The sequence below is a fragment of the Nocardia sp. FDAARGOS_372 genome (genome assembly GCF_002554515.1).
Lineage (GTDB): Bacteria > Actinomycetota > Actinomycetes > Mycobacteriales > Mycobacteriaceae > Nocardia > Nocardia farcinica.
On sequence record NZ_PDDW01000001.1, the window covers coordinates 5,511,342 to 5,532,059 of the forward strand.

Below are 20,718 nucleotides of genomic sequence, written 5' to 3' on the forward strand. Positions count from 1 at the left end.
CTGGTCAACCCGGCTATTCGGACGGGTTCGCGTATTTCCGGTTGCTGATCGCGACGACGATGCGCAGGGCCACGGCCGCGCCGACGGCCACCAGCAGGGCGGTGACAGCGACGGTGAGCCAACCGGTGAGGTCGTTCGGCCAGGTACTGCCGTGGCTGCGGGCGAACAGGTCGTAGGCGGTGTAACCGGTTGCCGCGCCGATCGATACGCCGAGAGCGTGTTTAGTGGTGAACTGCATGGGCTGGATCTCCTCGGTCGGGTCGGTGGGTCACCGTCCACACGGTGGTGACTACTGATCGACGGGGGATCGGCCGGTGTTTACAGTCGCATCTCCAAGGGCGATCGCCGCATGTCGCCTTGTCTTCGCTGACAGGCCCGATCCCTGGACACCGCATCCGACGAAGGCAAGAGACCGTCTCAGAGCCTTGCCTCACGTCGTAGCGTCCGGGCATTCGTGAGTTTCCTGTAGCAGGTCAGTGCCGCGGCATCGCTGCGGCGTTCACGAACCGAGTTCGGCCCGCAACTGCGCGGCCAGCTCCGCCGCTTGCGCAGGTGACCATGGAATAACGCCGTTCTCCGCCATCAGCGCATGGAACTGCTGGCTTTCATACGGAGTGCCCGGAGGCAGGGGCGAGATATGCCAGTGGACATGAGCATTGCCCTGCTGGCTACCGAGCGAGAGCAGATAGGTTCGTTCGGACGGCACAACGGCTTCGACAGCGCGAGCAACCCTGTAAACGACCGCCTGTAGCCGCAGATAGCCACCCTGCTCGAAGTCTCGTACCACATGCTCGAGGTGCAACTTCGGTGCTACCAGAACATGCCCGTACATCGTCGGATACCTGCCGAGGAAGGCGATATGCGTTCCGTCGTCGAGCAGGATCTCATGTTCGGACCCCGGCGCCCCGGCGACCAGGTCACAGATGAAGCAAGACCCTGATCGCACCCGTTCTTCGTACTCCGTCAGATCGAACGGCACCCGTTTCCCGTGCACGTGATTGATCACTCCCTCCCAAGCAAGAGCGTGTCTCGTATCGTCGAAACCCACGCGGCGTGAGTCGTAAGCGTCTGTGCTGCATTATGTCTGGTCGTGATCGATGTTCTGTCGCAGCGTCTGGTACCGGATGGGTTGTGGGCGTCGGTCGAGCGGTTGTTGCCGAAGTTCGAGGTCCGCCCAGGGCAGCGGGACCGCGCCGGTCGGTGAGCGTGCGGTGTTCACCGAGGCGGGATTCGTGCTGACCAGCGGTTGCGCGTGGCGGATGCTGCCGCCCTCGTTCGGGTTGACCGTCCCGACAGCGCGCCGCCGGTTCACCGCCTGGACCGAAGCCGGTCTAACGACGCCGATGCTCTCCGGCCGCTGGTTCGAGCGATTCCGCCGGTGCGGTCCCGACGTGGTCCACCCAGGCGTCGACCGGCGAATTTGCACGCCGACAAGACTTATGCCACTCCGAACTACGTAGGTGGGTCCGCGGCCGCGGCATCGTCGTCCGTATCGCCCGCAAAGGCATCGAACCCAGCGACCGCCTTGGCCGCCATCGGTGAGTCATCGAACGAACGATCTCCTCGCTGACCGGCTACCACCGGCTCAACATTCGCTACGACCGCAAAGCCACACACTTCCTAGGATGCGTCACCCTCGCCGCAGCTCTGACCGGCTACAAGAAACTCGCCAAGGCGAAACCCGCGACATGAGAAATAGTCTCATCGGTATACCCCGAGATCTCTACCCATTGATGATGGAATCGAGATCAGCGGCGATTTTGCGGGCCAGGGCCTCCGAAGCTCTTCGAACGGAACTCTTCAGTTCGGCAGATGCAGGAGAGTCCGAGAGAGAGTCGTGTTCCGTTACGTCTTGACCAGACGCCGATACGTCGACAACCATATTACTCAGGCGAAAAGTAACTTGCGAGGTCGCGCCGCGAATCGAGTCTTCCTGCGCGATAACCAGCGCTTCGTCGCCCAGGTTTAACGACGACGGCTCTTCCTCGGTCGGAGATATCTTGGTCGCGTACTCCCTTGCCGCCCAAATGCTCGTCCGTGCATCACCCACAGGGTCGCTGCCGCGACCGATATCGAATAGCACGCGAACGGCCCGCACCTTCGGGGACCCAGCCGATCTGTCCGTCGTGGAAAAGAGCGCGAAGCGGATCGTGCAACCGTACTGCGACTCTCGCATCGGCTGCGGCGCATCGTCCAGATTCATCCGGGAGAATTCATCTGTGGTGTAGAGCTCACCGGCAAATTCCACCAGCTCGGGCTGGACTGCCCGCGACAATGCGGCGCATCCTCTCGGGAGATTATCGAACCGAGGAAGATCCGAAACCGCAGCCTCGCGCGCACATGCCGAGACGGCCACCGCGATACACACGGTCGTGAACGACGCCCGCAGAGGTTGCGTCCTAACCATCTCCGAATGGCCTTCCCGTCGGTTTCCGTGGTTGCCAGCTGTTGACGTCGAGACCTAGGGTGCGATCGCCCGAGTCGATCAGGGGAATGTCGAATCGCTGCGGCTGAGATGTGTTCGACCCGTTGCGCACGTGCCGCCGCGCATCTCTTATCGCTTCTACTATTCCTGCGCAAGCAATGTCGATGTCGTCGGCGAGGGCCATGCAGGCCGGTTCAAATCACCGAAGCCGCGCTCGAGTAGCAACCCCAGGACTGTTCGTCCATCGCCGCTGACGGTGGCCGTTCACTTGCTTGTCGCGAGACGTTCGATATCGCCACCTGAGAAACCCCATCGCCTTCATCAGATCGTCGGCGAACTGGTTCGACCAGCCCCCCGGCTAGGAAGCCTGCACGTCGAATGGCTCCGCCTCAATCGATGGCTGCGACAGCTCGGCCGATTCTGTGGCCCGCGTGCAGTGTCCGCTCGACCGCGATTATGTCCGCGCCTACTTCGGTGGCGATGGCGGACGCGCTCCAGGAGCGGTCGGCGAGGGTGAGGATTTCGGCGATCTGGTCGACGGCGAGCGGGGAGTGGTCGTGGTCGGCGATGGCGCGGGCTACGGCCCAGATCTGGGCGTCGGCGTCGTCGGCCTCGACTGCGATGGGGTCGGGGTCGGGGGTGATCGGCTCGGTGAGGGCGAGGTCGGGCTCGGTGATGAAGGCCAGCTGCTCGGGGGAGGGCTCCGGCGGGGCGGCGGGTTCGTGCGCGCGGTGGGGCAGCGCGGGGGCGGTGTTCGCGGGTTGCGGCTGGTGCGGGTTCTGGGCGGACGTCCCGGGTTCGGGAACCGCGGGGTATCGGCGGGGCGTCGGTTCCGGCGGTGGGATCGGAGCGTCCGGAGTGTGAGGGGCGGCCGGCTGGGATTCGGCGGGTCGGCGGCGCGCCGCGGATTCGCGCGTGCGGCGGCGCGCGGGCGACGGTTGCGAATCCGCTGGTGGATCGCCTTCGGTGGGCCTGTCGATGACCGGGGCGGGGGCCGTGGTGACCGTTCGCAAGGTCTGTCCGTCGACCCAGGTCGACAGCAGTGGCGCGCGGTCGGTGGCGGTGGGCTTGCGGCGGCGCGGGGCGGGCGTTGCGGGAACGGTGGGGGCGGGTGGCCGCGCCGCGCGGACGCGGGCGGGGCGGGGTTGTTCGTCGGTGTCGGTCAGTCCGCCGGTCAGCAGGGCCAACGGGGCGGCGTAGAGGTCGGCGGGGAGGGCGTCGTCGGTGGGCGGCGCGACTGCCGGACGATCGCCGGTCACGGATGCTGTCGCGGTCCGCGGCATATCGGTGTCCGCTGGGTGCGCGGTGGGATCGACGTGCGCGGTCGGGAACGGCTGTGAAACCGGCGCTTCGTCCACCTCCACACTGTCGATGAGCTGGGCATACCGCGCCGCCACCCACGCGTGCAGCCAGATCACCACACCCACCATCGCGGGGGCGATGGCGTATTCGGCGGCCCGCCCGAAATCCCCGGCGGCCAGGTGCGGTCCGGTGTTCAGCGCGATCGTCGTTCCCAGCAGAGCGACCTCGAAGAACACCACCTTGCCGCGCGGGAGTTCGCGGCCCCAGCGGGCGGCGGTGGTCGCCACGATCATGATGGTGATGATCGGGATGGAGATCATCGCCTCGATGCCGTAGCTGAGCCAGTACAGCGGGTCGGACATGTCGCCGCTGGGCACGAGGTTGCGTTGCACGTTGACCCCCGCCCACACCATGCCGAGCACGACGACGGCGATCAGGGCGCGCGAGGACCATTCGGCGCGACGGTAGAGCTGGGCCAGGCGGGCGTCCTGGTTGGCGACCCGCCTGCGGGCGGCCAGGGCGCGCCGATGCCAGCGGGCGTCGGCCTCCTCGGCGCGGCGGATCCGCGCCGCCGCCCTGCGGTCGCGCTTCTCGGCGGCCAGTTCGACGCGGACGGCGCGGCGGCGTTGGGCGCGGCGCCGGGCCCTCGTCCATTCCGCGAGTTCGCGTTCGGCGGCGATCTCCGCGTCGGAGAGCACCTCGACCAGGGCCGAGTCGTATTGCAGGGGGAGTTTGCCGCGCGCGGTCTGCACCCGGCGGGCCAGCGCGGCGATCTCGTCGCCGGTCCGGTCGGCGTCGGCGGGCTGGTGCTCGGACATCGAAGACCTTCCCCGGGCGCGGGTCGGTGCCGCACGGTTGCTCGAACGTATGTGTGAACGCGACGAGACTAAACCGGGGCCGGGGGTTGGTCAACGCGAGGACGACGACCGGCAGGTCGGCGGAAGGGTCAGGCGAGGGTGGTGTGCCAGACGATCGCGGCGGCGAGCGCACCCGCCCCGTTCACCGACCAGTGCAGGGCGATCGGCGCGAGCAGGCTGCCGCTGCGCCGGCGCAGCCAGGTGAACACCGTGCCCGCGGCGGCGGTCGCCAGCACGGCCAGCGCGATGCCGACGACCTGACCGAGCGGGCCGCCGGGCAGCATGCCGCTGAGCCCGCGGTTGCCGCTGGTGAGCCCGAACGAGGAGGCGACATGCCAGAGCCCGAACAGCAGCGACCCGGCCGCGAACACGCCGCGCGCGCCCCAGGCGCGGTCCAGGGTGCCGTGCAGGACGCCGCGGAAGGCGAGTTCCTCGGGGATCACGGTCTGGAGCGGGATGACGATCATCGAGGCGATGAGGGCGCCGGAGACGGTGGCGTAGCGGTCGGCGAGGAAGAACGGGCGGGTCACCGGCAGCAGCGCGCCGATCGCGACCGCGGCGAGCACCACGCCGACGGCGGCGAGGGCGTAGACCGAGCCGCGGCGCCAGTGCCGGGGGGAGAGGCCGAGTTCGGCCCAGCCGAGTCCGCGTCTGCGGACCAGGGCCAGCAGGATGCCGGCCGCCACCGGCACCGCGACGATGTTCGCCCAGGCCGTGGTGAAGTGGGCGATGAGGTTGGTGCAGGCCAGGACGACCACCACCACGGCCACATCGATGTAGGCATGCAGCGGGCGGCCGCGCTCGGTCGCGGCCACGGGGTCGGATTCACGCACCCGGCCCAGTGTACGGAGCGGATCGGCCGGTTCTCGGGGTGCTGTGCGGGAGGTCATCACCGGTCGGGTACCCGGCGCGCCGGGGAACGAACGTGCTGGTGGTACGGGCTGCGACACCGAGTGAATGAAACGCGTTTCAGAATTTTCCCGATTTCGGCCCGGCTGAACTGGACGGTCGATACAGTCCGCTCATCCGCACCGCACGTGCGAGGTAGACAAGGAGTGATTCGATGAGCAGGACCCGCGACCGGTTCGGTCGTCTCACCGCAGGGCTCGGCGCGGCGGCGGTGGTGAGCTGTGCGGTGGTGGTCGGGGCGCCCCACGCGGCGGCCACCGTGGACGAGTTGACGGTCAACAGCCGGAACCCGCAGGCGGGCTGCGTCTACCAGCTGACGGCGAAGGTGAACCACTGGTTCGAGGTCTGGTTCTACGACAACGCCCTGGTGATCGCGGGCAGTCCGGTCAAGCCGGTCAACGGGGTGGCGACCATCCAGTGGAAGCCGGGCAGGTCGGGCACCCACACGCTGGCCGCCCTGCAGGGGCTGGCCTACGAGATCAAGGTGGACGTCGCGGAGCCGACGCTCACCGGCAGCGCCACCTGCGGCGCCGGGCCGCTGGGCTGGATGGGGTCCTAGCCCGCCCAGCCGGGGTAGTCGGTCCACGCCTGCAACGAGCGGGTGCTCTCGAAGCGGCGCGGCTCGCCGGTGACCGGATCGGTGAATTCGAGCACCGCCGCCAGCAGTTGCAGGGGCCGGGTGAATTCGTGGACCGGCTTGTCGGTGAGCACCGGATAGAAGTCGTCGCCGAGGATCGGCACGCCGAGGCTGTTCATGTGCAGGCGCAGTTGATGGGTGCGGCCGGTGTGTGGGGTGAGCCGGTAGCGACCGAGCCCGTCGCGGTGCTCGAGCAGTTCGACCAGGGTCTCGGCGTTCGGCTCGCCCTCGACTTCCCGGGCCGCGAGCACGTGTTTCTCCTTCACGATCCGGCTGCGCACCACACGGGGCAGCGCGAGCTCCGGATCATAGGGCGCGATGGCTTCGTACTGCTTGCGCACGGTGCGCCGGTGGAACATCGTCTGGTAGGCGCCGCGGCGGGCCGGATCGACGACGAACAGGATCAGCCCGGCCGTCACCCGGTCCAGCCGGTGCGCGGGCACCAGATCGGGCAGGCCGAGCTGTTCGCGCAACCGCACCAGCGCGGTCTGGCGGATGTGCTGACCGCGCGGGATCGTGGCGAGGAAATGCGGCTTGTCGACCACCAACACGGTCTCGTCGCGGTGCACGACGGTCAGGTCGAACGGCACCTCGACCTCGTCGGGCAGATCGCGATGGAACCACACCGCGCCGCCGGGCACATACGGTGCGTCGGGGGCGATCGGACCGTCGAGATCGACGATCGCGCCCGCCCGCAGCAGTTCATCGATGCGCTCGGGTGCGACGCGGGGCAGCCGGTGCACCAGATGATCGCGGATGGTCGCCCACTCGCCCGCTTCCGGCAGCCGCAGCCGGGCGGGATCGAGGCCGTGCCGTTTCGGCAACGGTGGCTGCTGCCTGCGTCTCATCGCCGCCCACTCTAGCCGGTACGCCCGTACCGGTCAGAAGCCGCGCAGCCGGTCCGGTGCGATGCGCAGCGGCACCGAGTAGTCGGCGTAGAACTGCTCGGCGGTCATCGGGATGTCGCGCAGGCCCTCGGTGTACTTGGCGGTGAAGGCGGCGATCTCCTGCTCCGTCGGCCGGTCCTCGGCGATGCGGGCGGTGCCGGTGAACACCACGACGTCACCGCCGTGGACGGTGCTGTTGAAGTGCACCGAGACCCGCGGGTTGCGGCGGATGTTGCGGATCTTCGGGGTGTCGGGCTGGCTGAACAGCAGGAATTGCCCGTCGCGCCATTGGAACCAGACGGGATTGGGCTGCGGCGTGCCGGTCGGACCCACGGTGGTGAGCCAGACGACCTGCTCGCGCTCGAGGCGTTCGGCGACCTTCGCGCCGAACTCGGTGCCGGTGTCCAGGAGCGGGGTGGTGCGGTCGGGTGCGGTCATACCGGAAGGAACACCGGTCCCGCCCGTCCGATTCCGGCCGGTTCGACAGGAGTCGACGCGCGCGGAGTTGCTCGCGTGGAATAAGTTAGCCTTACCTATCCTGTTGCGGTCCGGTGTGTGAAGATGAGGACCGATCCGGCGCGGGCCGGCAGAGTCGAGAGGCGGGGACATGACGGTGGAGGCCACGCCGCTGGCGGCGGGGGAGGCGGGCAACACCCCGCCGAAACAGGTGCGCAAAGCCGAGAAACAACGGGAAGCGGCGGCGCGCAAGGAGATTCTCGCGCCGGTGCGCACGCCGTTGCTGGTCGCGAGCATTCTCATGGGCCTGGCCTCGGTGTGCCTGGTGGTGCCGTTCCTGCTGATCGTGGAGGTGTGCCGGGAACTGCTGGCCGAGCCGGTCGACACCGATCGGGTCTGGCGGCTGCTGGCGACGGCGGTGGCGGTCCTGGTGGTGCGCGCCTTGCTGCAGGCCGTCGCCCTCACCTGGTCGCACCTGGTCGACGGCGGTTTCCAGTTGACGTTGCGCCGGGCGCTGGCCGAGAAGCTGTCGCGGGTGCCGCTGGGCTGGTTCGGCGAGCGCACCTCGAGCGAGGTCAAGAAGTACCTGCAGGACGATGTCGAGGCGCTGCACTACCTGGTCGCGCACGCGCGGCTGGAGTTCGTCGGCGCGGTCACCGTCCCGCTGGTCACCCTGATCTACCTGTGCACCGTCGACTGGCGGTTGACATTGGTGCTGCTGCTGCCGCTGGTGGCCTACGCGGTGCTCTACGGCCGGATCGTCGACCGCGACGGCCGCGACCGGATCGTCGTCTACAACCGGTCCGAGCAGCGCACCAAGCAGGCCACCATCGAGTTCGTCGACGGCATCCAGGTGGTGCGCGCGTTCGGCCGGGCGGGCAAGGCGCACAGCGATTTCCAGGCCGCCGTCGAGCACCAGGCACGCAGCGTGGACCGGATGAAGACGCCGATCATCGGCGTGCAGTCGGCCTCCGACATCGTGGTGACCCCGGTGTTCGTGATGCTCGTCGTCGTGGTCGCGGGCCTGGCCGCGGTCGGACTGGACTGGGTACAGCCGCTGGACGTGCTGCCGTTCCTGCTGATCGGGGTCGGGCTCGGCAGTTCGCTGCTCGGCCTCGGTTACGGCGCCCAAGCGCTGCGCGCGGGCGGTGAGGCGGCGTTGCGCCTGCACGCGTTGCGCAGCGAGCCGGAACTGGCCGAGGGCGCGCCGAGCGCGGCGGCCGGTTCCGATCCGGCGGGGCTGGTGCGGTTCTCCGGTGTCGGATTCGGCTACCGGGCCGACCGCCAAGTGCTGCGCGACATCGATCTGGAACTCGCGCCGGGCACCGTCACCGCGCTGGTCGGCCCCAGTGGCTCCGGCAAGTCCACGCTGGCCAAGCTGCTGCCGCGGTTCTACGACGTCGACACCGGGTCGATCACCATCGGCGGGCGCGACATCCGCGACTTCCCGAGCGAGGAGCTCTACCGCACGGTGGGATTCGTCTTCCAGGACGTGCGGTTGATCCGCGGCAGCATCGCCGACAACCTGCGCCTGGCCCGCCCGGACGCCGACCGGGCGGCGATGGAGCACGCCGCCCGGGCCGCCCAGATCCACGACCGGATCATGGCGCTGCCCCGCGGCTACGACTCCGAGATCGGCGTGGACGCCACCCTGTCCGGCGGTGAGGCGCAACGACTCTCGATCGCCCGTGCGCTGCTGGCCGACACCCCGGTGCTGGTGCTGGACGAGGCCACCGCCTTCGCCGACCCCGAATCGGAAGCGGCCGTGCAGGACGCGCTGGCCGTGCTCGTGGCGGGTCGCACCGTGCTGGTGATCGCGCACCGGCTGCACACCATCACCGGCGTGGACCGGATCGTGGTGCTGGACAACGGCACGCTGGTCGAGCAGGGCGACCACGAGAGCCTGCGCGCGGCGGGCGGGATGTATCAGCGGCTGTGGGAGATCAACGAGGCGGCGCTGGGCGACCTCGCGCTGGTCGAGACGAAAGAGGGCGTTCGATGATCCGCACCGTGCTCGGTCTGGTCCCGGCCGAATTCCGGCACCTGACCCCGAAGCTGTTCGCCGCCATCGTCGCCCAGGCGCTGTGCCAGGCGCTGGCCTACCTGCTGCTGGTGCCGGTGCTCGAGGCGCTGTTCGGTGACGACCTCGGCCGCGCCTGGCTGTGGGCGCTGGGCATGCTGGCCGCGGTGGCCGGTGTGGTGGTGTTCGGGTACCTGAGCGCCGCGATCGGGCTGCGCATCGGCATCGGCATGCAGCGCGGCCTGCAAACCCGCATCGGCGACCACCTGAACGCACTGCCGCTGGGCTGGTTCGAGACCCGCGACGCCGGGCCGCTCTCGCGGCTGATCGTGGAGAACGTGCGCGAGGTCCAGGGGCTGATCGCCTACCTGCTGGCCAAGGTGCTCACCGGGGTCATCGTGCCGCTGGGGGTCGCGGTGGGCATGCTGTTCGTGGACTGGCGGATCTCGCTGGCGATGCTGCTGGCGGCGCCGGTGCTCTACGTGGTGAACGGCCTGGCCAACCGCGCCTACACCGGCGCCGACCGGCGCATGCACGAGGCCGCCGCCGAAGCCGACTCCCGGGTGGTGGAATTCGCGCAGGCGCAGCCGGTGCTGCGGGCCTTCGGCGCGGTCGGTGCGAGCAACCGGGCCTTGGACGCGGCGCTGAGCGGGCAGCGCTCGGCCGGGCGGAAGATGATCGCGGCCAGCGTGCCGGGACTGATCCTGTTCGCGCTGTTCGTGCAGGCGGTGTTCCTGGTGCTGGTGTATGTGGCCGTCGGCCGGGTCACCGGCGGGGCGGTGTCGGCGGCGGCCGCGATCGCGCTGATCGCGGTGAGTTCGCGGTTCATCGAGCCGCTGAACCAGGCCGCGCAGCTGGGCAACGCGTTGCGTTCGGCGGCCGCCGCGGCCGAGCGGATCGGCGACCTGCTCGCCCAGCCGGTGCTTCCCGAGGCCACCGCACCGGTCACGCCGGGCTCGCCCTCGGTGGTCTTCGACAACGTCTCCTTCGGCTACCGCCCCGGTGAGCCGGTGCTGTCCGAGATCACCTTCAGCGTGCCCGCGGGCACCACGACCGCGATCGTCGGGCCCAGCGGCGCCGGTAAGACGACGCTGTTGCGGTTGGCCGCGCGTTTCTACGACGTGGACTCCGGCCGGGTGGCCGTCGGCGAACACGATGTGCGCGACCAGCCCTCGGCGACCCTGCTGGATCAGCTGTCGCTGGTGTTCCAGAACGTCTACCTGTTCGACCGCTCGGTGGCCGACAACATCCGCATCGGCAAACCCGACGCCACCGACGAGGAGGTGCGCCGCGCGGCCGAGGCCGCCCGGGTGGACGAGATCGTCGAACGGCTGCCCGAGGGCTACGACACCCGGGTCGGCGAGGGCGGCGCGACGCTGTCCGGCGGTGAGCGCCAACGGGTCTCGATCGCCCGCGCGCTGCTCAAGGACGCGCCGATCGTGCTGCTCGACGAGGCCACCAGCGCACTCGACCCGCACAGCGAGGCGGCGGTCGTGCGCGGCATCCACGAGTTGACCCGCGAGACCACCGTCATCGTGGTCGCGCACCGGCTGGCCACCATCGCGCACGCCGATCAGATCCTGTTCCTCGAGGGCGGCCGCATCGTCGAGCGCGGCACGCACGAGGAACTGCTCGCGCTGGACGGTCGGTACGCGCGGTTCTGGAACGAGCGATCGCGGGCCGCGGGCTGGCGGCTGGAACCCGCCGCGGTGTGAGCGGCCGCTAGACCGGCTCGGCGGCGGGCCGCGCCGCCGACCACGCCTGCTCGGCCTCGGCGACCAGCGGCCGGACCCGGCGGTGCAGGGCCTCGCCCCGTTTGCTCAGGTGCAGCCGGACCCGGCGGCGGTCGGTCGCGTCGACCTCGCGGAACAGCAGCGCACGGGTGGCGAGCCGGTCGACCACACGGGACAGGGTCGGGGCGGAGGTGAGGGTGCGGGCGCGCAGGTCGGTCATGGCGAGTTCGTCCACACCGGCGAGTGCCTCGACGACCAGCCAGTCGTCCACGGTGAGCTGCTCGGCCGCGAGCACCGTCTCGACGGCGGCGGTGAGCTGCCGCGACGCGGTGACCAGGCGAGCGGTCAGGGATTCGGGCGCCATCGGGCACTCCTTTCCGAAACCGTTGCGGGCGTCGCGGACACCGTGGATACTTTCATCTGAAATGGTATCAGAGCTCGCGGCGCCGCCGCGTTCCCCCGCTCGCCGGAGTCCGTCGTGACCGGCGGCCCGGCGCTGCGCCGCGCCGACTCGTCGGTGTGGCGGCTGGCGATGGTGGTGCCGTTGCAGGGGCCGGCCGGGTTGTTCGGGCCGTCCTGCGAGGCGGTCGGTGAGCTGGCCGTCCGCGATCTCAACGAGGCGGGCGGTGTCCGCGGCCGGGCGGTCGAACTCGAGATCGTCGACGGCGGCGCCGAGCCCGCCGCGGTCGCCGCCGAGGTGGCGCGGCTGGTCGCCGCGAACCGGATCGACGCGGTGACCGGCTGGCACATCTCCTCGGTCCGCAACGCGCTGGCCCCGGTGCTCTCCGGTCGCGTGCCCTACGCCTACAGCTCGCTCTACGAGGGCGGTGAATCGCGCCCCGGCGTCTTCTGCTCCGGGGAGACGCCGTATCAGCAGATCGAACCCGCGCTGCGCTGGCTGCGCGACAACGCGGGCGCCCGCCGCTGGTTCGTGGTCGGCGACGACTACGTCTGGCCGCAGCGCTCGTTGCACCACATCAGGGACTTCGCCCGGGAGCTCGACCTGGACCTGGTGGGCGGTGCGTTCGTGCGGCTGGGCGGCGGCAACATGCGCGAGGTGGTGGAGCGGATCGCGCGCTCGTCCTGCGACGCGGTGCTGATGCTGCTGGTCGGGCAGGACGCGGTGGATTTCAATCGCGCCTTCGCCCGCCGCGGACTGCACGAGGACCTGTTGCGGTTCAGTCCGCTCATGGAGGAGAACATGCTGCTGGCCAGCGGCGAGACCGCGACCCGCGGACTGGTGGTGGCCTCCGGGTTCTTCCGCACGCTGGTCGACGCCGACTCGATGGAGTTGCTCGCCCGCTACACCGCGCTGCACGGCCGGTTCGCCCCGGTGATCGGCGCCGCCGCCGAATCCTGTTACGAAGGCGCGCAATTGCTCGCCACGCTGGCCGCGCGCGGTGACGCCGCGGCGGGTGGACCCGTCGACGGGCTGGCCTACCGTGGCCCGCGCGGGACGGTGGAATTCCGCGGCCGGGAAGCCCGGCAGCGGATCCACCTCGCCGTGGCGAACGGCTACGACTTCGACATCCTGACCACGTTCACCCGCTGACGTCCCCGGCCGCGGTCACCACCACCCGCCCCTGCACCACCCGCGCGCACAACGTCACCTCGCTGCCGGGCGTCCGGTGGCAGAGGATGGCATCGGCGACCGGCTCGGCCAGGAACACCCGCAGGTGCCTGCGCAGTCCGCGCGCGCCGTACACCGGGTCGAATCCGCACGCGGCCAGCGCCGGTGCGACGGTGGCGTCGCACCGCAACCGCACCCCGCGCCGGGCCAGGCGGGCCGCCAGCCGGTCGATCTCGAGTGCGGCCACCCGCACGGCGGTGTCGGTGTCGAGCGGGTCGAGCACGATGGTCTCGTCGATGCGGTTGAAGAACTCCGGGTCGAAGAAGTTCTCCACCGCCCGCCGGACGATCGCGTGCGTGCTCGCGCGGTCGGTGCCGCGCCACCGGCGCAACGGCCCGCCGCGCAACCGCCGCGCCACCTGCGCCGACCCCAGATTCGAGGTCAGGAACACGAAGCTGTTGCGGAACGAGATCCGCTCCTTGCCGTTGGCCAGCCGCAGTTCGCCGGTGTCGAGCACGTGCAGCAACGCGCGGATCACGGTGGCGTCGGCCTTCTCGATCTCGTCGAAGAGCACCAGGCCGGGGGTGTACGGGTCGCCTTCGATGGTCGCCTTGTCGAACAGCGTCAGTGATTCCTTGCTGCCCGCGTAGCCGGGCGGCGCGCCGGTGAATGAGGCCGCGTAGTGCTCCTGGGCGAGGGCGTTCATGTCGATGCGGCACAGGTCGTCCGGGCCCGAGCGCAGTGCGGCCGCGGTCTGGCGCACCAGCTCGGTCTTGCCGACGCCGGTGGGGCCGACCAGCAGGATCGCCGCGCGCGGGCGGTGCGGGTCGGCCGCGCCGACGTGCGCGAGGGTCACCGCGCGCACGACGGCCTCGACCGCGGCCGGTTGGCCGAGAATCGCCGAGCCGAGCCGCGCAGCCAGCGCCTGCCGGTCGAATCCCGTCGCAGGGGCCGGGTCGGGCGCCGGGCGACGCGACCCGTTCTGGTCGTGGAACATGTCGGTCAGGTACGGCATGCGCGGCGCCCCTCAGGCTTCCAGCGTCTGCTCGACCGGCAGCGAGCCGACCCGGCAGTCGGCCACGCCGACGGTGTCGCGGGTGATCGCCTCCACCCGCTCGCGCGCCTGCTGCGCGTCGGTCACCCACAGCTTGTAGAACTCGAAGGGGCAGTCGGCCACGCCGCGATCGCCGTCACCGGCCGCGTGCACGCCGGAGTAGCCGCGGTGCAGCAGCTTGAACAGATGGTTCTGGGACTGGTCGTGGGCGCGGGCGTCGCGGATGGCCGAGATCGACAGCTGCGCGTACTGGATGCCGTATTCCTCCTCGCCGGTCTCGCCCAGGGTCCGGCCGTCGAAGCCGATCAGCGCCGAATGCCCGAAATACGAGTAGACGCCGTCGAATCCGGCCGCGTTGGCGACCGCGACGTAGCAGTTGTTGGCCCACGCCATCGCCTTGGCCATCAGCACCTGCTGATCCTTGGACGGATACATGTAGCCCTGGCAGCGCACGATCAGCTCGGCGCCCTTCATCGCGCAGTCGCGCCAGATCTCCGGGTAGTTGCCGTCGTCGCAGACGATGAGCGAGATCTTCAGGCCCTTCGGCCCCTCGGTGACGTAGGTGGTGTCGCCGGGGTACCAGCCCTCGATCGGGCACCACGGCAGGATCTTGCGGTACTTCTGCACGATCTCGCCGTGATCGTCGATCAGCACCAGGGTGTTGTAGGGCGGTTTGCGCGGATGGTCCTCGTGCTGTTCGCCGGTGATGGAGAAGACGCCCCACACCCCGGCCTCGCGACAGGCGGCGGAGAAGATCGCGGTCTCCTCGCCGGGCACGGTCGCCGCCGTGTCGTACATCTCCTGCTCGTCGTACATGATGCCCTGGGTGGAGTACTCGGGGAACACCACCAGGTCCATGCCGGGCAGGCCGGATTTCATGCCGACGAGCATGTCGGCGATGCGGCGGCAGTTGTCGAGCACCTCGGCCTTGGTGTGCAGCCGCGGCATCTTGTAGTTGACGACGGCCACGCCGACGGTGTCGGGGCTGGACGAGATATCGCCGTGTCGCATGGTTCTACTCCTTTGTAGGGGTGGGGTTTTCGCGGGGTTCAGTGGTTGGCGGGCTGGTTCAGTGGTAGGCGGGCTGTGGCGCCCGATGCGTGCGGCTGGGGGAGCCGAGCAGCCAGGCCAGCGCGAGCGCGGCGGCCAGTCCGGCGGCCCAGACCAGGGCCAGCCCGGCGGTGGGATGGAAGTTGCCGGTGAGCATGAGGAAGGCGGGCAGGGAACAGGTCGGCTGGCTGAGCAGGATCAGCGCCCACCCGGTGACGCGGGTCAGCTGTTCCCGGCCCAGGGCGAGCACCAGGAAGAACAGGCTCCACAGCACCGCCCAGGCCAGCCAGATCACCCCGGAGACGGGATCGTCGGTGCGGGTGAACGCCACCGCGGCGTAGACCAGCGCGGCCACCGCGACGAAACCGGAGAACCAGCCGAGCCCCTGGGGCGGACTGTCCAGGAAGGTACCGATGCCGACGTAGAGGTAGGTGAACCCGAACAGGTACAGCCCCGAGGCGGCGAGCACCGCGGCGGGGTCACCCGCGGCCTGGATCAGCAGGGCCGTCGGCAGCACGCACTGCAGCGCGCCGACGAACAGGTTCAGGATCGCCGCCGACCGGGCGGGCACCACCTCGAGCAACATCAGCCCGTTGACCAACAGGACGGCTCCGACGTAGAGCAGACCGACCGCGCCCATCTCGCGCTCCAATCCGTTTCATCTGAAATGATTTCATCGGAAAGTACGTGAGCCGGATCACGGTGTCAAGGGGTGGGCGGCAGCCCGAATGCTGGTCGAGACGGCCGGCACGACGGCGGGTTATGCGCTGGTGCTATCGAACGCGGCCGCCGGTGACCCCGTCGAGTCCGGCGGCTGTCGCGGCGATATCGACCGCCGGGTCGCCGAGCGGCTCGCGGAGGAAGGCGTCGAGCAGGGCGACGGTGGTGCGGTGGGTGTCGGCGGGCTCGCGCGGGCCACCGACGAACCGGCCGAGGACCGCCTGCGCGGGCGGGACGAGGAAGAAGGGGACGTCGGTGAAGCCGAAATGGTTGGCCCCGGTGACGGTGTACCGGTGGCCGGGCGCGGCCAGGCGGGCGAGGAGAGCGCCGTTGCCGTCGAGGTAGCGATCGGAATGGCCGGTTTCGGCGCGGTCGCTCTCCACCAGCAGGACCGGGCGGGTCAGGGTGCGGCCGGGCAGATCGCCGTAGAGCGTGCCGTCGATGTTGGCCGCGGCGGCCACGCGCGGGTCCTCGGCCAGGACCGCCAGCGCGGCCGCGCCGCCGAACGAATGACCCACCGCCGCAATGTGTCCGGTGTCGATCCGGTCGGCGAGTGGGCCGAGGAGGTCCGGTCCGGTGAGCTGGTCGAGGACGTAGCGCAGGTCCGCCGCCCTGGTGCGCTGCTCGTCGGTCAGGTCGTCGTCGGTGCCGGTCGCGACGGTGGTGGCGAGGCGGCCGTCGGCCAGTTCGGTCACCGCCGACTCGAAGGGATGGTCGACGGCCAGCACGACGAAGCCGCGACTGGCCAGATCGGCGACCAGGCCGGTGTAGAAGGCCCGCGGTGCACCGTAACCGGGGGAGAACAGCACCACCGGCCACCGCTCGCGCGCGCCGGAGACCGGCACGTCGGTCGTGGCGTGGGTGTCGATCCGTCCGTAGCCGCGCATGAGCGCGCCGGGGATGCCGGACACGCTGCCGGGCAGCCGGTCGTACCCGTCGATGTAGACGTATCGCCGGCCGGACCGCTGATCCGCCGGATACCAGGCCTGCACAACGACATTGCGGCGCTTGCCGGGTGCGGTCGGTTCCGCGCGCTGCTCGTCGACCCAGCGATAGATCTGCGAGCCGACGGCGTATGGACCGGTGGGCGCGGGCAATTCGGGCACCGGGGCGGGCGCGAGGGCGAGGACCGCCACCACCGCCCAGATCCCGACCACGACACGTGCCGACACCGCGATCACCCCGGTGCGCGGCCGGATGCCCTGGCGGACCGCGAGAACGGCCGCGGCGACGGCGAGCAACAGCGCCGGCAGGAACTGCCAGTAGAAGCCTTCGAGCAACCACTGGCCCAGCCAGCCCGCGAGCAGCAGCGGCACCGCGACGGGCAGTGCGCGCACCCCGATGCGCGGCGCTGCCACCGCGAGAGCGGCGAAGATCAGGGTGAGGACGACGAGGATGACGTCGAGGGTCGACATGGTCCGCACTCGATTCCGGTCACAAGCGGCCCGGTGCCGCCCACGCCGGATCAGCTTCGCCGATCGCGGGGCCTACTTCCAGTACGCCTGGTACTTGATGGCCGTCTTCGGCAGGCCGTGGGCGTGCTTGAGCGTCTTGACGATCGAGCGGGTGGTGTGCCCGTCGCAGGCCACCCAGGCGAACGCGTCGGCCGGACAGCTCATCTCCTGTGCGGCCTCGCGCAGCAGCCTGCCGTCGTCCACCCGCTGCAGCCAGGTCACCTGGTGGTGCGGCTTGTTGCGCAGCGGCAGCTTCTGGTCCGACTCGTACTGCCACTCCAGCCACACCCGGGCGGGGGTGTCGCCGATGGCGTCGAGCAGGGTGTTGATCGCGGGCAGCGAGGCGGTGTCGCCGAAGACGACGTACTCGCTCGGCGTGGTCTCGGGGAGGCTGAAGTTGGAGCCGAGCACGGTGGCGTCCAGCGTGTCGCCGACGGCCGCGCGTTCGGCCCACCGGCAGGCCGGCCCGCCGTGCAGGGCGAATTCGATGAAGAACCGGTCGGCCTCCGGATCCTGGTCGACCAGCGTGTAGCCGCGATGGTGCAGCTTGTCGCTGTGTTCGTCGGGGATCCAGAGTCTGATCCACTGGGTCGGGTGCACCGGGTGGTTGGCGAGCAGTCCGCCGCCGGTGAAGCCGAGGCGGATGTACTTGTCGGTCACGTATTCGCTGGAGGTGACGGTGAGTGTGTAGTCGTCGCCGCCCCAGGCCTTGACCAGAACTCCGTTGAATCCCTTACCCATGCGACTAAGGTTAGCCTAACGACACTTGATTTGTCGCACCCGCGGGAAATCCGATCCGGAAACGACGAGGACCCCCGGGTGTGCCGGGGGTCCTCGCCGATGTCGTCGTCGGAGCCGGGCGCGGCTAGACGGTGCAGGGCAGGAAGGCGACGCTGGCCACGGTGCACTGCGACTCGCGGGTCAGCTTCCAGGTGCCGTCGATCTGCACCCAGGTCAGATCGAAGTAGAAGGGGTCGAAGCCGTCGACCGCGGTCTGCAACTGGGCGGTGAGGGTGTCACCGCTGACGCTGGTGGGGCCGAGGATGGTCCAGCGGAAGCTGGGCGGGGTGGCGGCCATCGCGGCGGCGACCTGGTCCATCAGCGGCAGGCCCGCTTCGCCTGCTTCCAGTTCGGCGGCGCGGACCGAGGGCGCGGCGCCGGTGTTGATCGCGGTCTGCAGCTTGGCCTTCAGCTCGCCTGCGCTCGGGGCCTGGGCCCGCAGGGGTGCGGTGACGGGGGCGGCGGTGGCCGGGGCGGCCACGGTCGCGGCGCCGAACGCGCCGATCAGAGCGGCGGCGGCGAGCGTGACGACCTTCTTGTGCGCGGTGCTGAGCATGGGTGTTCCATCCAATCTTTCGTGGGTGGGTGCTCCGGTGATGCCTGGCACCCGGGAAGCAATATAAGGTAAGCCTATGCAAATATGAACCGGCGGGTTCGCGACAGCGGGCGCGACGACGGATACGGACGCCGGACGGCGCTCGCGAGAGAGTGGGAGAGCGGAGTGGAGACACTTCTGGTAGTCGGCGCGGGGCCGAAAGCCCTGGCGGTGGCGGCGAAGTCGCACGTGTTGCGCCAACTCGGACTGTCCGCGCCACGCGTGATCGCCGTCGAGGCACACGCGGTCGGCGGCAACTGGCTCGCCAGCGGTGGCTGGACCGACGGGCGGCACCGGCTGGGCACCAGCCCGGAGAAGGACATCGGTTTCCCCTACCACTCCACGTGGGCACGCGGCCACAATCGCGAGATCAACGAGGCCATGATGGCGTTCAGCTGGACCTCGTTCCTCGTCGAGCACGGCACCTACGCCGAATGGATCGACCGCGGCAGGCCGAGCCCGCAGCACCACGTGTGGGCGAAGTACCTGCAGTGGGTGGCCCGCAAGATCGACCTCGAGCTGGTGCTCGGCAAGGTGCGCACCATCCGGCAGCGGCCCACCGACGGCGGTGCGGGCTGGTCGGTCGAGGTGGCCGGCGCCGACGGCGCGACCACCGAACTCGAGGCCGACGGCCTGATGATCACCGGGCCCGGCCAGAGCACCAAGGCGCTGGCGAAACATCCTCGGGTGCTGAGCATCGCCGAATTCTGGGATCTGGCGGGCAAGCGCAAGCTGCCGATCAGCTCGCGGGCCGCGGTGATCGGCGGTGGCGAGACGGCGGGTTCGGCGCTGGACGAACTGGTGCGCCACGAAATGCTCACCATCTCGGTGATCTCCCCGATGGCGACCATCTACACCCGCGGCGAAAGTTACTTCGAGAACTCGCTGTTCAGCGACCCGGCCAAGTGGAACGCGCTCAGCATCCAGGAACGGCGCGACGTCATCCGGCGCACCGACCGGGGCGTGTTCTCGGTGCGGGTGCAGGAAAGCCTGTTGGGCGACAACCGGGTTCATCACCTGCAGGGCCGGGTGACCCGGATCGTCGGGCAGGGCGACGGCGTCGCGGTGACCCTGCGCAACGAGATGCGCGCCGATCAGGTGCACAACTTCGACCTCGTCGTCGACGCCACCGGTGGGCAACCGCTGTGGTTCCTCGACCTGTTCGACAGCGAATCCGCCGACCTGCTCGAACTGGCCGTCGGTGGCCCGCTCACCCAGCAGCGCATCGAATCCTCGATCGGCTACGACCTGGCGGTGACCGGGCTCGGCGCCAAGCTGTACCTGCCCAACATGGCGGCGCTGGCGCAGGGGCCCGGCTTTCCGAATCTCAGCTGCCTCGGCGAACTCTCCGATCGGGTGCTGCGCGCGGAGCCCGCGCGGGTGCGGGCGGGCGCGCGCCAACTCGCCGCGCAGTGACACGAGCGGGCCCGTCCGGAACGCCTTCCGGGCGGGCCCGCTCGGTCGGTGGGGTCAGGCCCGGAGGGCGGGCATGTCCTGCGGCTCGCGGGGCAGGACGTAGAGCGCGATCCGGCGGTCCGGGCGCACGTCGAACTCGCCGAGCAACTGCCAGCCGTTCTTCTCCAGCGCTTTGCGCATCGGGAGGTTGCGATGATCGGGATCGCAGAGCAGCCTGCGGCATTCGGGTTCGGCAGCCCAGACCGCGCCGGGCAGCAGGCCGATCCAGCCCGAGACGACGCCCTTGCCGAGCAGCACGGTCTCGGCGGTGGCGATGTGGAAGGCCATGTCGCGCGGGCCCGCGTGGTAGAGCCGGCCGATCTCGTCCTTGGCCGGGCGGTACAGCTCCACGTAGGCGACCTCGCGGTGACCGATCTCGGGCCGGTCGAGCGCGGCGAAGTCGACGCCGAGCACGCAGGGGCGCGAGTAGGTGCCCGCGAGCTGGGCGGTCAGGTTGTCCAGGCGGCGCTCCAGCGGCCAGTCCTGCTCCCAGGTCTGCACCAGGTGCGGGCGCGACATCCACTCGGTGATCATCGCCGGATCCGAACCGTCGGCGTCGACCACGCGCAGCGAGTAGGGAGCACCGAATTCGGGCACCACCGGTGCGGGAGCCCGGCGAACCTCGTCCGGGATGTCGGTCAGCTCGCGTGCCAGCCGGGATGTCGTTTCGACACGCGGTGTCCCGGTCGGGTTCATCGACGTCGTGCTCCGTTCGCTCGTCACCTTGGTCATCCGAACCTTGGTCATCCGATTCGGTAAGGCTAGCCTATACTAACGCGAGCAGATTGATTTTGATCCGACCGTCGATGCGATG

At 69.9% G+C, this 20,718-nt stretch carries 20 protein-coding genes and 1 pseudogene; 6 read left to right on the plus strand and 15 right to left on the minus strand.

All coding sequences use genetic code 11. From position 1 onward, the window contains the following. Positions 1 to 13: 13 nt before the first annotated feature. Both CRM89_RS25785 and CRM89_RS25790 read right to left on the minus strand, forming a co-directional pair. Entirely contained in the window at positions 14 to 238 is a 225-nt protein-coding gene (locus tag CRM89_RS25785; protein ID WP_098086526.1) for a hypothetical protein, read from the minus strand. Between the two features lie 261 nt (positions 239 to 499). Then, positions 500 to 1,006, minus strand: coding sequence for an HIT family protein (locus CRM89_RS25790; RefSeq protein WP_216641988.1), 507 nt, complete (start codon positions 1,004 to 1,006; stop codon positions 500 to 502). Positions 1,007 to 1,090: 84 nt separating this feature from the next. Here CRM89_RS25790 and CRM89_RS25795 point away from each other — a divergent pair. Then, a pseudogene (locus CRM89_RS25795) lies at positions 1,091 to 1,692 on the plus strand (transposase). A 31-nt stretch (positions 1,693 to 1,723) separates the two neighbouring features. Here CRM89_RS25795 and CRM89_RS30550 read toward each other — a convergent pair. From CRM89_RS30550 to CRM89_RS25805, 3 genes are all read right to left on the minus strand, one after another. After that, positions 1,724 to 2,275, minus strand: a complete 552-nt coding sequence (locus CRM89_RS30550; RefSeq protein WP_127516314.1) for a hypothetical protein — start codon at positions 2,273 to 2,275, stop codon at positions 1,724 to 1,726. A gap of 539 nt (positions 2,276 to 2,814) precedes the next feature. Next, on the minus strand, positions 2,815 to 4,545 hold the full coding sequence (locus CRM89_RS32145; RefSeq protein ID WP_098086527.1) for a hypothetical protein: 1,731 nt from the start codon (positions 4,543 to 4,545) through the stop codon (positions 2,815 to 2,817). Between the two features lie 128 nt (positions 4,546 to 4,673). Continuing rightward, the gene (locus tag CRM89_RS25805; protein ID WP_229434876.1) at positions 4,674 to 5,417 is read right to left on the minus strand and encodes a CPBP family intramembrane glutamic endopeptidase; all 744 of its coding nucleotides are present in this window, start codon (positions 5,415 to 5,417) and stop codon (positions 4,674 to 4,676) included. Positions 5,418 to 5,647: 230 nt separating this feature from the next. On the opposite strand from CRM89_RS25805, the gene CRM89_RS25810 reads away from it, so the two are divergent. Next, a complete protein-coding gene (locus CRM89_RS25810) occupies positions 5,648 to 6,052 on the plus strand; it encodes a hypothetical protein (RefSeq protein ID WP_060593152.1) in 405 nt (134 codons plus the stop codon). Here the strand turns inward: CRM89_RS25810 and CRM89_RS25815 are convergent. Next, on the minus strand, positions 6,049 to 6,978 hold the full coding sequence (locus CRM89_RS25815; protein ID WP_098086528.1) for an RluA family pseudouridine synthase: 930 nt from the start codon (positions 6,976 to 6,978) through the stop codon (positions 6,049 to 6,051). The genes CRM89_RS25810 and CRM89_RS25815 overlap by 4 nt on opposite strands. A gap of 33 nt (positions 6,979 to 7,011) precedes the next feature. Next, positions 7,012 to 7,455 carry a TIGR03667 family PPOX class F420-dependent oxidoreductase gene (locus CRM89_RS25820; protein WP_098086529.1) on the minus strand — a complete coding sequence of 148 codons (444 nt, stop codon included), beginning with the start codon at positions 7,453 to 7,455 and terminating at the stop codon, positions 7,012 to 7,014. Between the two features lie 169 nt (positions 7,456 to 7,624). Between CRM89_RS25820 and CRM89_RS25825 the strand changes: the two genes are divergently transcribed. Further along, a complete protein-coding gene (locus CRM89_RS25825) occupies positions 7,625 to 9,475 on the plus strand; it encodes an ABC transporter ATP-binding protein (protein ID WP_098086530.1) in 1,851 nt (616 codons plus the stop codon). After that, entirely contained in the window at positions 9,472 to 11,208 is a 1,737-nt protein-coding gene (locus CRM89_RS25830; protein ID WP_098086531.1) for an ABC transporter ATP-binding protein, read from the plus strand. Before CRM89_RS25825 ends, CRM89_RS25830 begins: the two co-directional genes overlap by 4 nt. A 7-nt stretch (positions 11,209 to 11,215) precedes the next feature. Here CRM89_RS25830 and CRM89_RS25835 read toward each other — a convergent pair whose 3' ends face one another. After that, entirely contained in the window at positions 11,216 to 11,590 is a 375-nt protein-coding gene (locus tag CRM89_RS25835) for a MarR family winged helix-turn-helix transcriptional regulator (RefSeq protein WP_098086532.1), read from the minus strand. 114 nt (positions 11,591 to 11,704) lie between these two features. Here CRM89_RS25835 and CRM89_RS25840 point away from each other — a divergent pair, with 114 nt between their 5' ends. Beyond that, positions 11,705 to 12,778: a substrate-binding domain-containing protein gene (locus CRM89_RS25840; RefSeq protein ID WP_170916134.1), complete on the plus strand. Its 1,074-nt coding sequence runs from the start codon at positions 11,705 to 11,707 to the stop codon at positions 12,776 to 12,778. On the opposite strand, the gene CRM89_RS25845 is transcribed toward CRM89_RS25840, so the two are convergent. From CRM89_RS25845 to CRM89_RS25870, 6 genes are all read right to left on the minus strand, one after another. Further along, positions 12,768 to 13,811 carry an AAA family ATPase gene (locus tag CRM89_RS25845; protein WP_060593147.1) on the minus strand — a complete coding sequence of 348 codons (1,044 nt, stop codon included), beginning with the start codon at positions 13,809 to 13,811 and terminating at the stop codon, positions 12,768 to 12,770. The two genes, CRM89_RS25840 and CRM89_RS25845, sit on opposite strands and share 11 nt — an antisense overlap. A gap of 12 nt (positions 13,812 to 13,823) precedes the next feature. Further along, the gene (locus tag CRM89_RS25850; RefSeq protein ID WP_011207287.1) at positions 13,824 to 14,861 is read right to left on the minus strand and encodes an aliphatic amidase; all 1,038 of its coding nucleotides are present in this window, start codon (positions 14,859 to 14,861) and stop codon (positions 13,824 to 13,826) included. 58 nt (positions 14,862 to 14,919) lie between these two features. Then, entirely contained in the window at positions 14,920 to 15,540 is a 621-nt protein-coding gene (locus CRM89_RS25855) for an AmiS/UreI family transporter (RefSeq protein ID WP_011207288.1), read from the minus strand. 133 nt (positions 15,541 to 15,673) lie between these two features. Then, positions 15,674 to 17,035 carry a hypothetical protein gene (locus tag CRM89_RS25860; RefSeq protein WP_228822120.1) on the minus strand — a complete coding sequence of 454 codons (1,362 nt, stop codon included), beginning with the start codon at positions 17,033 to 17,035 and terminating at the stop codon, positions 15,674 to 15,676. A 72-nt stretch (positions 17,036 to 17,107) separates the two neighbouring features. Next, positions 17,108 to 17,815, minus strand: a complete 708-nt coding sequence (locus tag CRM89_RS25865) for a siderophore-interacting protein (protein ID WP_011207290.1) — start codon at positions 17,813 to 17,815, stop codon at positions 17,108 to 17,110. Positions 17,816 to 17,939: 124 nt separating this feature from the next. Continuing rightward, complete coding sequence (locus tag CRM89_RS25870) at positions 17,940 to 18,410, minus strand: hypothetical protein (RefSeq protein WP_098086534.1); 471 nt, start codon at positions 18,408 to 18,410, stop codon at positions 17,940 to 17,942. A gap of 165 nt (positions 18,411 to 18,575) precedes the next feature. Between CRM89_RS25870 and CRM89_RS25875 the strand changes: the two genes are divergently transcribed. Further along, positions 18,576 to 19,865 (plus strand): SidA/IucD/PvdA family monooxygenase, encoded by a 1,290-nt coding sequence (locus tag CRM89_RS25875; RefSeq protein WP_098086535.1) that lies wholly within the window; start codon positions 18,576 to 18,578, stop codon positions 19,863 to 19,865. A gap of 54 nt (positions 19,866 to 19,919) precedes the next feature. Here the strand turns inward: CRM89_RS25875 and CRM89_RS25880 are convergent, their stop codons facing one another. Beyond that, positions 19,920 to 20,600, minus strand: coding sequence for a GNAT family N-acetyltransferase (locus CRM89_RS25880; RefSeq protein ID WP_098087126.1), 681 nt, complete (start codon positions 20,598 to 20,600; stop codon positions 19,920 to 19,922). Between the last annotated feature and the right edge of the window lie 118 nt (positions 20,601 to 20,718).

What these genes read in the sequence shown, in the direction of transcription:
- CRM89_RS25865 (WP_011207290.1), bottom strand. Translation starts at nt 17,815, where the DNA reads ATGGGTAAGGGATTCAACGGAGTTCTGGTCAAGGCCTGGGGCGGCGAC.
- CRM89_RS25810 (WP_060593152.1), top strand. Translation starts at nt 5,648, where the DNA reads ATGAGCAGGACCCGCGACCGGTTCGGTCGTCTCACCGCAGGGCTCGGC.
- CRM89_RS25850 (WP_011207287.1), bottom strand. Translation starts at nt 14,861, where the DNA reads ATGCGACACGGCGATATCTCGTCCAGCCCCGACACCGTCGGCGTGGCC.
- CRM89_RS25815 (WP_098086528.1), bottom strand. Translation starts at nt 6,978, where the DNA reads ATGAGACGCAGGCAGCAGCCACCGTTGCCGAAACGGCACGGCCTCGAT.
- CRM89_RS25855 (WP_011207288.1), bottom strand. Translation starts at nt 15,540, where the DNA reads ATGGGCGCGGTCGGTCTGCTCTACGTCGGAGCCGTCCTGTTGGTCAAC.
- CRM89_RS25825 (WP_098086530.1), top strand. Translation starts at nt 7,625, where the DNA reads ATGACGGTGGAGGCCACGCCGCTGGCGGCGGGGGAGGCGGGCAACACC.
- CRM89_RS25860 (WP_228822120.1), bottom strand. Translation starts at nt 17,035, where the DNA reads ATGTCGACCCTCGACGTCATCCTCGTCGTCCTCACCCTGATCTTCGCC.
- CRM89_RS25830 (WP_098086531.1), top strand. Translation starts at nt 9,472, where the DNA reads ATGATCCGCACCGTGCTCGGTCTGGTCCCGGCCGAATTCCGGCACCTG.
- CRM89_RS25835 (WP_098086532.1), bottom strand. Translation starts at nt 11,590, where the DNA reads ATGGCGCCCGAATCCCTGACCGCTCGCCTGGTCACCGCGTCGCGGCAG.
- CRM89_RS25845 (WP_060593147.1), bottom strand. Translation starts at nt 13,811, where the DNA reads ATGCCGTACCTGACCGACATGTTCCACGACCAGAACGGGTCGCGTCGC.
- CRM89_RS25870 (WP_098086534.1), bottom strand. Translation starts at nt 18,410, where the DNA reads ATGCTCAGCACCGCGCACAAGAAGGTCGTCACGCTCGCCGCCGCCGCT.
- CRM89_RS25785 (WP_098086526.1), bottom strand. Translation starts at nt 238, where the DNA reads ATGCAGTTCACCACTAAACACGCTCTCGGCGTATCGATCGGCGCGGCA.
- CRM89_RS32145 (WP_098086527.1), bottom strand. Translation starts at nt 4,545, where the DNA reads ATGTCCGAGCACCAGCCCGCCGACGCCGACCGGACCGGCGACGAGATC.
- CRM89_RS25880 (WP_098087126.1), bottom strand. Translation starts at nt 20,600, where the DNA reads ATGAACCCGACCGGGACACCGCGTGTCGAAACGACATCCCGGCTGGCA.
- CRM89_RS25820 (WP_098086529.1), bottom strand. Translation starts at nt 7,455, where the DNA reads ATGACCGCACCCGACCGCACCACCCCGCTCCTGGACACCGGCACCGAG.